Consider the following 12,650-nt stretch of genomic DNA (forward strand, 5'->3'; position numbering starts at 1 on the left):
CCATGATAACTAAGAATAAAATGGGCTGAAGCCCAAAGTTTTGTATCCTTTTCACATAGCCCTTTTCTCTAGATTTTCCTATAACCATAACATATTAAACAAAGGGAGAGACATTGTATGTCAACTTTACGTGAAGAAGCATTAAAGATGCACAAAGAAAATCGAGGAAAGCTTGGTGTTTACTCAAAAGTCGCAGTACGCAATGCAAACGATTTAAGTCTTGCTTATTCACCAGGCGTTGCAGAACCCTGCCTAGACATTCATGAGAATGAGAGCAAGGTATATGACTATACCATGAAGGGTAACCTAGTTGCCGTTGTTTCAAACGGTACAGCTGTACTCGGACTTGGAAATATTGGCCCAAAAGCTGCCATGCCGGTTATGGAGGGAAAAGCATTGTTATTCAAATCATTTGCCGATGTAGATGCATTCCCTCTTTGCTTAGATACAACTGATTGTGACAAAATTATCGAGGTTGTCAAATTGCTTGAGCCTACATTTGGCGGGATTAACTTAGAAGACATTTCTGCACCTCAATGTTTTGAAATTGAAGATCGCTTACGAAAAGTCTGCAATATTCCCATTTTCCATGATGATCAACACGGTACTGCAATCGTAACAGCTGCCGGATTAATCAACGCTCTTAAATTGGCTGACAAGAAAATTGAAGATATTCGCGTAGTCGCAAACGGTGCGGGTGCCGCAGGAGTGGCGATTATTAAGCTGTTGCTTCATATGGGTGTAAAAGATGTTATTTTATGTGATACAAATGGAATCATCTATAAAGGCCGTCCTGAGGGAATGAATTCATTTAAAGAAGAAATGGCCCGTATGACTAATAAAGAACAACAACAAGGGTCATTAGCGGATGCACTGGAGGGAGCAGATGTGTTTGTCGGAGTATCAGCAGCAGGTGCTGTCACGAAAGAGATGGTTCGTTCCATGAATCAAAATCCAATCATTTTTGCGATGGCCAATCCGGTACCGGAAATTATGCCGGAGGATGCAAAAGAAGCGGGAGCACTCGTAGTTGGGACGGGCCGCTCTGATTACCCGAATCAGGTGAATAATGTACTTGCATTCCCAGGCATCTTCCGCGGTGCTTTAGACGTTCACGCAAAAGAAATCAATGAAGAAATGAAACTGGCAGCTGTTTATGCCATTGCTGGATTGATTTCAGAGGAAGACCTCCATACTGACTATGTGATCCCCAATCCATTTGACCGCCGGGTTGCTGCCCATGTAGCATCGGCAGTGGCTAAAGTTGCGATGGAAACAGGTGTTTCACGAAAAATTGTAAATGTAGAAGAGATCAAAGAGCGTCTATTAACACTTGAAGAAGAAAAACTACCTGCTTTTGTATAAATCCAGGGCAACTATGTCTATCTAAAAATCCCCTGCCAGAAGACTTCAAAGATTTAACTTTGGTCGGTCTAATGGCAGGGGATTTATCAATTTGTAATTTTACGTTTTTTTTATTTTTGATTCAATACATATTTTCGAAAAACGCATTCTATTAGGCGTGCCTATTTTGCGTAGGGAGAGGAGCTGAATGAAGTTCAGCTGCCTCTTTTTTAACCGTAAATACATAAGCGCTCAAACCTAAAATAGATGCAAAAATTAACATAGCAATGGATGTACTGAAGTCCCCGTTTGATATGTCACGAAGCCAGCCCATAATATAGCTTGAAAAGCCGCCCATAATATTTGTGAATCCCATCAAGCCTGCTGCCCGACCGGCTGTTTCTGGTGTTGAGTATTTTACCATAAGCATATTACTCAGATGGAACACACCGCCCTGGCATCCCATTGCAAGACCCATACAAATCCCCGCTATAATTGGAGTTGGGATAAAAACTGCCACTGTCAAAAAGATGGTTGTCATTAAAAATAAAATCGATGCCATTAAACCTGGCCGTCTTGTCTTATCGGCAAGAAAACCGCATGACAGGACAAATCCAAGCGCAAATAACCAGGAGAGGGAAGTGATGCTTGACATCCCTTTTTGTTCGAAGCCTTTTGCTTCCAAAAGATATGTTGGGAGCCAAATACTGATTCCGAAGAAAAGGAAAGAACATACGAGCATACCAAACCAGACAATCCAGAAACGGTAATCCTGAGCAAAACTCTTATTCTCAGACGTGATTCCCTCTTTTTCATCATCATCCAAATGACGGATAAAAGCCAGTTCTTCTTTACTAACATGCGGGTGCTCTTCTGGTTTATTTCTTGTCAGGAAGATAAACATTGGGATATTAATAAATAAGTTAAGCGCCGCTAGAATAAAGAAAGCTGACTGCCAGTGGAGTGATGAAATAATGAGAGTCAAAACAACGGCTCCGATCGCCGGTCCTAAATAGTTTCCAGTAAGCCCAGATGCCTGAGCACGTCCTATTTCGCGATTATTAAACCAGGAAGAAATAAATTTACCGGATACAGGAATCATCATCCCTTCGCCAAAACCGAGAATAATTCGGCTTACTAAAAATATTTCATATGAAGTAGTGAGACCTGACGAAAACATGGTAAGCGTCCAAATGGATAATCCAGCAATAGCTGTTTTTCGCGCACCAAATTTGTCAATAATGAAGCCCCAAAAAAGATTTGAAACCCCATAAGCAATAGTAAAAACAAACGAAAGAAGACCAATTTTTGTATTTTTGTCTTCACCTGTTATCCCGAACGTATTCAAGAAATCCGGATCTGTTTGAATGATGGAAATACCCACCTTATCAATTTGTCCAAAGAACCAAAAGAAAAAAATCGGTACGGCAATATATAACCATCTTTTTTGTCCTTGAAGCATAATATCTTCTCCTTGTTAAAACTTAATCAATAATTAAAGCGTTTACAATTGAAAAATATGTTTTGTTGATAAAACATTTTTAATATATATACGATAAAATAAGTACAATTGTTTGTCAATTTAATATTTTAACATATTGAATTTAATTTCAGACAAATATATAATTTATTTATTAACGATGTTTTATATATGAAATAATAAATTATTAGATAATGATCAGTTTCTCCTATATATTAAGGGGCTCTGAAAGAGTAAACAACGGGAGGAATACTCGAATGGTAAGCGAAGAAAAAGAAAAGTATAGTGCCAATTCATTAGTAAGAGGATTGGAAATAATAAAGCTTTTTAATGAAGAACAGCCGAGCTTGTCACTTTCAGAAATAGCGAAACAGCTGGGCGTTAGCAGAACGGTACCATATCGTTTATTATTTACACTTCAAAATATGGGTTACCTGTCTCAGGATGAAAATACAAAACATTATAAATTATCTCCAAAAGTGCTTGAATTGGGTTTTAGTTATTTAAACAGCTTGAAATTCCCGGAAATTGCCCAACCTTATATGGAAAAGCTGCGTGATGAAATCGGTGCTTCTTGTCATTTGTCTATTTTGGATGGACAGGAAGTGGTATACGTAGGAAGTGCTCCGGTCAGGGGTGTATCCGCCATCAATGTGAACATTGGCATGAGGCTCCCAGCCCATGCAACAGCCAATGGAAAATTATTGCTTGCTTATCAGTCAAAAGAAAGTCTGAGGCAAATGTTTCATGTCTCAAACCTAACTCCTTATACAGATAAGACACTCATAACACCGAGTGAGTTTCAACAGCAATTAGAAACAATACGGCAAAAAGGATATTCAATGACTAGTGGAGAATTCCATCCGGGTATTCGTTCTGTTGCAGCGCCGATTTTTGGTAGAACTGGAGAAATTTTGGCGGCTTTGAATGTCGTAGCAACAGAATCGGCTTACCAGGAAGATTTTATGGATAAAATTTCCTTGCCAAAAGTACTGGAAGTTTCCCATTTACTATCGAATTATATGGGATACAGTGGAGGAATTCCAAAAGCGCTTAATCAAAAGGATATCTGTAAAAACAATTGATCTTAACTATAAAAAGAATCATCTTTTTTCAAAAGTGTGGATACCCGATCTTTAAGGGTAACCACACTTTTTTGTCGTTTAGAAAATAAATTTATAAACTGCGGGTAAGCGTTTCGACATAAAGTTCCAAGTTTTATATGTTCCTTCCGCTTTTGTTCATAGTTTTAGATAAAGCCTTGGATTGTTCAAAAAAAAGGGGGTTTTAAAATAAAAACACTTTTAAATTTTCTAAAAACTAATCTTGACAATATAATGATTCCATTTTAGAATTAGTTTATAAATAAAACATTGTTTTATATATAAAACAAAATGCAAGTAAAGAACAATGAATAAAGGGAGGATTTATAAAATGACAAAAGAAACTTTTTCGGTTAAAGAATTTGAAAAAAAATATGTGGCTCGCTTGGAAGACCGTACACTTGATTGGAATGTCTTAAAGTTCCAGGAGGAAATTGCCCCAGCTTATAGACGTGCACAATTGCGGTATATTGGACGAGGTGCTACTGCGAATAATGATTCAAATGTAATTGCAGCGGAACATTTTACATTAAGTACAATGGTGCTTCCTCCAGGATGTATCGGGCCGTTGCACCTCCACGATGATGTAGAAGAAGTATTTTTTATTCTTGAGGGAGAAGTTACAGCGTTAATTCAGGAAGACAGCAACAGTGAAGTTCATGAAATTAAACTGAATGCGAGAGACTGCATCAGCAGCCCTCCAGGAGTATATCGCGGGATCAGAAATGATGGGAAAGAAGAGGCGCGTATGCTCGTTATGCTTGGAGCAGTTAAGCCTAATTTGCCAACCTATCCAGAAGGTAGCGCACTTGAAGAACTACGTAAACAACGTGCTAAAGAAAGAGAAGCAATCATTAAAGGTTGATTAATAAAATAGAAAAGTCACAGCTGCATTATGAAAAGTAATGCAGTTGCCTTTTCTAGAGGGTCGCCAAGTGAAACCGCTTTCTGATGAGAGGGATATCTGTTTAATGGGAGGTATAAAAAGTGCTTGGAATTACTCATTTACGACATATTAGTTTGATAACGTCGAATTTTGAAGAACAAGTCCAGGCTGGGTAGATGGAGCAGTTAACGTTCGTTAATGCGGCGAATCGAGAAGCTACATATTTAAAGGAGTGACGAGATGGACTTAGGTTTGAAAGGAAAAGTTGCTGTTATTATGGGAGGCACATCAGGTGTCGGATTAAAAACAGCAGAAATGTTTTTAGGTGAAGGCGCAAAAGTAGCTATATGTGGAAGAAGCGAAGAGCGCATGGAAAATGCCCAACATCAATTGCAATCATTTGGGAACAAAGAAGATATTTTTGCATCAACTTGTGACGTTACCTCGAAATCAGATGTTGAATCGTTTATTAATAGCACATCAGAAAAGTTAGGCGGAATTGATATATTAGTAAATGCTGCTGGACAAAGCGTGATGGGTTATTTTTTTGACATTACAGATGAACAGTGGCAAGAACAAATTCAATTAAAGTATTTTGCTATCATTTATGCGGTTCGTTCTGCTCATCCACACCTTGTTAAAAGAGGTGGCGGGCGGATTATTAATATTAATGCAACGCTTGCTAAAGAGCCTGAGCGTCACATGGTAGCGACTGCAGCTACACGGGCTGGTCTTTTAAATTTAAGCAAAACTTTGTCTCAAGAACTGGCCTTAGACAATATATTAGTGAATTCAGTTAGCCTCGGGTTGATTCGGACTGATCAGTGGGAGCGCAGAAGATTGAAAAATGCCCCTGATATGGATCCGGAAGAATATTATAGAGATCTTGCGAAAAAACGGAATATTCCACTTGGCCGTGTAGGTGAAGTGGAAGAAGTTGCTAGTGTTATTGTATTTCTAGCTTCAGACAAAGCGAGTTATGTAGCTGGCTCGACGATTGAAACTGCAGGAGCGATAGGTAAAGCGCTTTAATTATATTACTAAACAAAGGTGGATATCACAATGAAAAAACAAGAAGAGATAGAGTTTACAACAGCTGATGCCATTGTAAAAGAGCTAGTACGTGCAGGCGTAGAAACCGCTTTCGGTATTGTCAGTATTCATAATATGCCTATCTATGATGCCATTCTTAGAGAGGGAAGCATTAAGCTTATCTGTTCGCGTGGTGAGAGCGGTGCAGTCAATATGGCAGATGGTTATGCGCGTGCGACTGGAAAATTAGGTGTAGTTATTACAAGTACGGGAACAGGAGCAGGAAATGCAGCTGGTTCATTAGTTGAAGCTTGGGCTGCCGGCGTTCCACTTCTTCATCTTACCGGTGAAGTCGCATCTCCATATCTTGGAACAGGTAGAGGATACATACATGAATGCAAAGATCAGCTCTCGATGATGAGCGGTGCATGTAAACATGCTGTACGGCTTAGAAGGCCGGAACAAACAGCTGCAGTAGTAAGAAAGGCGATTCAAGAAGCGTTAACTGCGCCGACTGGACCGGTATCACTGGAAATTCCGATTGACTTTCAATCGGCGATTATAGAGGATCTTTCACTTGATGGTGTACAAGTTGCAGAGTCTAAACAACAATCAACGGCATTTATTCCTGAACAAGCAGTGACAAAAATTATTGAAGCACGCCGTCCAGTAATCTGGGCAGGAGGCGGTGTCATCACTGCTAATGCTTCACATGAGCTGCAACAATTGGCGGAAATTCTTGGCGCAGCAGTTATTACAAGTCAAACAGGAAAAGGTTCGATTCCAGAAGACCACGAACAATGCATCGGACATTTTGCGGCATATGAGTCCACAAAAGAGTTTTTGCGAAATGCGGATTTATTGATCAGCGTAGGTGTCCGTTTTAGAGGGAATGAAACGTCCAACTGGAAAGTACCTGTACCAGAAGAGCATATTGCAATTGATGCGGATTGGCAGGCAATCAACCGTAACTATAAAGCGACATTCGGTTTAGTTGGCGATGCAAAAGATTTGTTAGAAGCTCTCGTGCAAAAGCTCGAAGAAAAATCAGTTTCTGCAGTACCTTCTTATATAGAAGAAGTACGTTCCCTCAGAGATGAAGTGCGCGCTCAACTCCGTGAAACGCTCGGACCATATGAGCAATTTGTAGATGGAATGAGAGAAATATTGCCGCGCGATACCATTTTAGTTCGTGACGTAACTGTTCAGGCTAACGTTTGGGGAAGCCGTTTATTTGAAATTTATGAACCGAGAACATCCATTCATGCGTCAGGGGGCGGAATTGGTCAAGGCCTTCCAACAGCAATTGGTGCACAAATGGGCTGTCAAGATAAAACAGTTGTGCTGATGGCTGGAGACGGCGGGTTTATGGTCAATGTCGGGGAAATGGTTACGGCAGCTGAAGAAAATTTACCTATCATCATTGTATTGTTTGATGACTCAGGCTACGGGGTTCTTCGCAATATCCAAGACGCTGCATATGGACGCCAAGTAGCTGTGGATTTATTGAGTCCTGATTTTGTAAAGCTTGCTGAGTCAATGCACTATGCTGCTGTACGGATTGGTTCTGGAGATGAATTTGTTAGCGAACTAAAAAAAGCAAAAGAAAGACGTAAACCGTCAATGATCGTTGTCGATATGGAAGCTGTTGGGCCAATGGCAAAACCGTTCGGCGGACCTCCAGGGGCAGCGGAAGCATTTAAACCAAAAAAAATATAAAGGAGGATTGAAAATGATTTCGACCTATCCAGTTGTTTCAGGAAGATACCTCGTTAATGGAGAATGGAAAGAAATAAAAGAAACAGCCGATGTGATTAATCCTGCAAACACTTCAGAAGTAGTAGGCCAAGTGGCAATATGTTCTGAGGACATTGTAAATGAAGTGATAGAAGTGGCAGATAAAGCTTATGAAACCTGGTCTCGTTCTGATATAGGAGACCGAGCAGCCCTCATGAACACAGCGGCAGAAGAACTGGCGACTATCATCGAGGAAAATGTCACACTATTTGTACGGGAAAATGGAAAAACACTTGTAGAAGCTAAAAAAGATTTACTACGCTGTGTTGAGGTCATGAAGGGCTGCGCAGCAGAGCTGCTTAACTGGTGGAAACCAGAAGTGCTTCCAGGAAATCAAAAAGTCCATGTTAGAAGAAGAGCAAGGGGCGTCACAGCAGTGATCACACCATGGAATTCACCCATGATTTTAACATTTAAACGAGTCATCCCAGCCGTTTTAGCAGGCAATACCGTCGTTGTAAAACCTGCTACAAATTGTCCGTTAACAATTATGACTTGTTTAAAAGTAGTCGCTGAACATTTTCCACCAGGCGTCATTAATATTGTGACAGGTTCAGGAAAAGTAATCGGTGACATACTTTGCTCTGATTCCCGCGTGCGTACCGTCGCATTTGTCGGCAGTACTGAAACAGGAAAAGATATTATGAAGAAGTCTGCAGGAAATCTCCAAAAAGTATATATGGAACTCGGCGGCAATGATCCGGCAATTATTTTGGACGATGCAAACATGGATGAAGCAGCGATCAATCGTCTTAAAATGGGTATTTTACGAGCAGCAGGCCAAGTGTGCTCAACTATTAAACGAGTGTATGTCCATGAATCACGTTATGAAGAAGTTGTGAAAAAATTAACGAAAGAGTTTGAACGGGTTGTTGTTGGTGATGGCATTCAGCCTGCTGTAACAATGGGGCCGTTAAATAATAAAGTGCAGTTTGATTATGTGAATGAGTTGATCAAACGTACAGTTAAGTCAGGTGCAGAAGTAATCACTGCCGGCATTCAACTTAATCCTGAATCGTGGGATCAAGGTTATTATATGCTTCCTTCGATTGTTACAGGAATCGATCAGCAAAGCGAAGTAGTTCGCGTCGAGCAATTTGGACCAGTCATCCCTATTTTGCCTTTCTCTGATGTTGATGAAGCGGTAAAGTTAGCGAATGATAGTGAATTTGGTTTACGGGCGTCTGTTTGGACTGAGAATGAAGAATTAGCTATTGAGCTGGCCGATCGCCTCGAGGCAGGAGCTGTTTTCCATAATAATCATACCGTTTTCAGTGATTTGGCTCTCGACTTTCCGGGTTTAAAAGAAAGTGGTGTTTCCCGCGAAACGAGATATTGTGGACTGGAATTCTATGCAGATTCATACGGGTTTGCTGATTGAGAAAGGGTGAATGGCATGAAACTAGGGCTAATTGGGTGCGGTAATATCGGTACATTTCTGCTTCAGGCAATAAATAAGGACGGACTTCTTCCAGGTGGAAAAATCGTTTCGATTTATGCACGCCGAGAAGAAATCGCAGCTCAACTAGCAGAGGAATTTGGGACACAGTCGTATCGAGATGTTGGCTCACTCCTTCATTCTGATGTGGATCTAGTCATTGAAGCAGCGACCATTGAAGCTGCTGAAGAGTACTCATTGAAAGTGCTTGAAGGTGGAAAAGATTTATTATTAAGTAGCATAGGAGTAATGGCCGATGCTGCTTTTGAAAAAAGCGTACGCGAAATTTGCCGAAAAAATAATGTAAACGTTTTTCTTCCATCTGGTGCGATTGGAGGACTCGATGTACTAAAATCTGCAAAAGCCGTGAATGGACTTGAATCAGTGTCCATTACAACGAGAAAACCGACAAGCGCATTGCCAGCAGGTGCTTCATTAGAAAAAGAAACGGTTTTATTTGAAGGCTTTGCAGCTGAAGCAATTAAGCAGTTCCCGAGAAATATTAATGTTGCGATTGTGTTATCTTTAGCTGGTCTTGGTTCTGAAAAGACGAAAGTAAAAATTATTGCCGATCCAGATGTGTTGAAGAATAGCCATCTTATTGAAGCGTCAGGTTCGTTCGGAAAACTTAAGCTTGAAGTAGAAAATGATCCGATGCCAAACAATCCGAAAACGAGTTATTTAGCTGCGTTAAGTGTACTGGCTACGCTTCAAAACAAAGACAAGACTATTCTAGTTGGATAATGAATTAAGTGAAGCCCGTAGAGGGAGGAGTACAAGTATGCTTAAAACTGATCAATCATTAAAAGAAATGTCGAAAGAGCAAGTGGTTAATTATTTGAACGAAACGGTCAAACCAGAGGATGGGGTAATCCCTGCTTACCTTTTAGGCGATCAAACTGTTTACGATTTAGAGCATGAAAAAGTATTTTTGAAAACGTGGGTTTTTGTCGGCCATGAATCTGAAATCCCGAACACAGGGGACTTCATGACACGTGAACTTTCCGGATATTCACTCATAATTACACGTGATAAAGAAGGAGAAATTCGTGCTTTTTATAATATGTGTACCCATCGTGGAATGAAACTATGTCGGGCTGACAAAGGGAATAAGTCTTTATTTACGTGTCCATATCACGGATTTAACTTTAAAAATACAGGTGAGCTTGTTGGTGTTCCGCTTCAAAAAGATATTTATGGCGAGACGCTTAACCGTTCAGAAATGGGTCTTCACCAAGTGAAGCTTCAATCTTATAAAGGTCTTTTATTTGGAACATGGAATCAAGATGCGGAGCCGCTTGAAGAGTTTCTCGGCGATTTCAAATGGTATTTAGATATCGTTGTAGGACGCGCAGAAATGGAAGTGATTGGGGCTCCTCAACGATTTATCGTGAACTCTAACTGGAAAGTCGGTTCTGATAACTTTGTTGGTGATTCCTATCATACGATGGTAACACATGGTTCAATTGCAAAACTAGGAATGGTGCCAAATGCAACGTATTCAAAGCGCGGTTTTCAAATTTACACAGAAAACGGACATGGGCTAAATCTCGGAACACCTAACCCTGACTTTGCTTTCCCGGAAGAATTGAAAGATGAATATAAAAATAATTTGTCTGAAGAACAATTTGAAGTGTTATCAAACTTGAAAAATATGATTGGTAACGTTTTTCCGAACCTATCATTTTTAATTTCCCATACAAAAATAAAAGACCAGTTAATCTCTAACACTTCCATAAGAATGTGGCGGCCAATTGGTCTTAATAAGATGGAAGTAATCGCTTGGATGCTCGTTGAAAAAAACGCCCCTCAAGATTGGAAGGATCGTTCGAGAGATTCGTTTATCTTGACGTTTAGCCCATCTGGTATTTTTGAACAAGATGATACGGAGGTATTTACGGACATTACGGAAGCAGCCCAAGGCCCAATGCCTTTCCAAAATAAGTTAAATTATAACTATACAATGGGTCTTCATCGCGAACCTGTTGAGTTTATCGGACCAGGTGTTGCCTTCAATGATAAATTTACAGAAGCGGCTCAGCGTAATTTCTACAAATATTGGCTGGAATTAATGACGAAGTGATGAGCAGTAGGGGGAAGAAAAATGAACGTAGAAAAAATGCTGACAAAATGTGAGTTTGAACAGTGGTTGTATGATGAAGCACAATTACTTGATGACATTGAATTTGATGATTGGTTTCATTTAATGCACTCGAGCTTGCGTTATCAAATGCCTGTACGTGTTAATAAAGAAGGAGTAGAACGTCCAGACTATTCAACTGATATGTTTACGTTTAATGATGATATTGAGTTGTTAAAGCTTCGCGTGGAGCGTTTGAAAACGGATTATGCATGGGCGGAAATTCCTCCTTCAAGAACGCGCCGCTTTGTCAGCAATGTGCGTGTGAAAGACTTTGTTGAGGGTGAAAAGGCAGTTGTAAAGAGCTATTTGCTGATTTACCGTAGCCGAAGCACAGATATTCATCATGATTTAATTTCGGGTGAACGAAATGATGAATTTCTATTTGAAGATGGAAAATGGAAACTTTCCAAACGGGTATTCATTGTAGATCAAACAACAATAAATACAAGAAATCTTGCCATCTTCGTGTAACTATAATCACATATGAAAGATAACTAGAGAGGTGGAGACAATGGTAATGGACTTAAAAGATAAAGTAGTGTTGATTACAGGTGGCGCTTCAGGGATAGGAGAAGCTGTCACACGCCGTTTTATACAAGAAGGAGCAAAAGTGAGCATTATCGGCCGCTCTTTAGAAACGTTAGAGAAAATGAAAGAAGAATTTGGTGAAAATATCCTCACTTATCAGGGAGATGTAAGCAAATACGAAGACAATGAGCAAGCTGTCCAAGCTACTGTCAAAAAATTTGGAAAGTTAGATGTTTTTATCGCTAATGCTGGAGTATTCGATGGTTTTGCTAAATTTGCCGATGTGACTCCTGATGCGCTTTCCGAAGCGTATGATTACCTTCTCAATATTAATGTAAAAGGTTCTTTTTTCGGCGCAAAAGCAGCTCTTGAAGAACTGCAAAAAACAAATGGTAATATTATTTTTACTGTTTCTGGTGCGAGTTTCTATCCTGATGGCGGTGGAGTGTGGTACACAGCGAGCAAGCACGCTCAAATAGGACTGATGCGCCAGCTTGCGTTCGAACTCGCGCCGTCTATTCGCGTAAATGCGGTAGCACCAGGGGGCACACTGACAGCACTCTCGGTTATCCCACCGCTGCGTCCATTTGTTAAAATCGTGGATAATGATACGAAAGCAAGCAGAATTAAAAAACGAAATGTACTTCAACTCGCCCAGATGCCAGAAGATCATGTTGCGGCGTATGTACTTTTAGCATCCGACCAAGCACGCGCGATCACCGGTGAAGTTATTTCCAGCGATGGCGGATTGTCAGTGCGAGGACTTGGCTAAATAAAAAAATGAAATAAATAGACCTTTAGAAAGAAGGTTCTAAAATTTGTCATTTATGCATCAGCAATAATGGGGTCCGTTCATGTGGCATTGTCTGAACAAATGGACCCTACTTATGAGAAGTAAA

At 40.2% G+C, this 12,650-nt stretch carries 11 protein-coding genes; 10 read left to right on the plus strand and 1 reads right to left on the minus strand.

The window, feature by feature from the left end; all coding sequences use genetic code 11:
- Positions 1-117: 117 nt before the first annotated feature.
- Positions 118-1,365 (plus strand): NADP-dependent malic enzyme, encoded by a 1,248-nt coding sequence (locus CCK98_RS11465; RefSeq protein ID WP_088086701.1) that lies wholly within the window; start codon positions 118-120, stop codon positions 1,363-1,365.
- Positions 1,366-1,516: 151 nt separating this feature from the next.
- On the opposite strand, the gene CCK98_RS11470 is transcribed toward CCK98_RS11465, so the two are convergent.
- A complete protein-coding gene (locus tag CCK98_RS11470; RefSeq protein WP_088086702.1) occupies positions 1,517-2,806 on the minus strand; it encodes an MFS transporter in 1,290 nt (429 codons plus the stop codon).
- 275 nt (positions 2,807-3,081) lie between these two features.
- Here CCK98_RS11470 and CCK98_RS11475 point away from each other — a divergent pair, with 275 nt between their 5' ends.
- From CCK98_RS11475 to CCK98_RS11515, 9 genes are all read left to right on the plus strand, one after another.
- Complete coding sequence (locus CCK98_RS11475; protein WP_088086703.1) at positions 3,082-3,909, plus strand: IclR family transcriptional regulator; 828 nt, start codon at positions 3,082-3,084, stop codon at positions 3,907-3,909.
- Between the two features lie 349 nt (positions 3,910-4,258).
- Positions 4,259-4,792, plus strand: a complete 534-nt coding sequence (locus CCK98_RS11480; RefSeq protein WP_088086704.1) for a cupin domain-containing protein — start codon at positions 4,259-4,261, stop codon at positions 4,790-4,792.
- Between the two features lie 261 nt (positions 4,793-5,053).
- Positions 5,054-5,845, plus strand: coding sequence for an SDR family oxidoreductase (locus CCK98_RS11485; protein ID WP_088086705.1), 792 nt, complete (start codon positions 5,054-5,056; stop codon positions 5,843-5,845).
- Positions 5,846-5,875: 30 nt separating this feature from the next.
- Entirely contained in the window at positions 5,876-7,564 is a 1,689-nt protein-coding gene (locus tag CCK98_RS11490) for a thiamine pyrophosphate-binding protein (RefSeq protein ID WP_088086706.1), read from the plus strand.
- 13 nt (positions 7,565-7,577) lie between these two features.
- Entirely contained in the window at positions 7,578-9,023 is a 1,446-nt protein-coding gene (locus CCK98_RS11495; protein ID WP_088086707.1) for an aldehyde dehydrogenase, read from the plus strand.
- 15 nt (positions 9,024-9,038) lie between these two features.
- Positions 9,039-9,824: an aspartate dehydrogenase gene (gene nadX / locus CCK98_RS11500; protein ID WP_088086708.1), complete on the plus strand. Its 786-nt coding sequence runs from the start codon at positions 9,039-9,041 to the stop codon at positions 9,822-9,824.
- A gap of 37 nt (positions 9,825-9,861) precedes the next feature.
- On the plus strand, positions 9,862-11,163 hold the full coding sequence (locus tag CCK98_RS11505; RefSeq protein WP_088086709.1) for an aromatic ring-hydroxylating dioxygenase subunit alpha: 1,302 nt from the start codon (positions 9,862-9,864) through the stop codon (positions 11,161-11,163).
- A gap of 21 nt (positions 11,164-11,184) precedes the next feature.
- A complete protein-coding gene (locus tag CCK98_RS11510) occupies positions 11,185-11,694 on the plus strand; it encodes an aromatic-ring-hydroxylating dioxygenase subunit beta (protein ID WP_088086710.1) in 510 nt (169 codons plus the stop codon).
- A gap of 46 nt (positions 11,695-11,740) precedes the next feature.
- The gene (locus CCK98_RS11515; protein ID WP_256942321.1) at positions 11,741-12,523 is read left to right on the plus strand and encodes an SDR family NAD(P)-dependent oxidoreductase; all 783 of its coding nucleotides are present in this window, start codon (positions 11,741-11,743) and stop codon (positions 12,521-12,523) included.
- The last annotated feature ends 127 nt before the right edge of the window (positions 12,524-12,650 follow it).

This window comes from Bacillus sp. OV166, assembly GCF_900177675.1.
Lineage (GTDB): Bacteria > Bacillota > Bacilli > Bacillales > Cytobacillaceae > Neobacillus.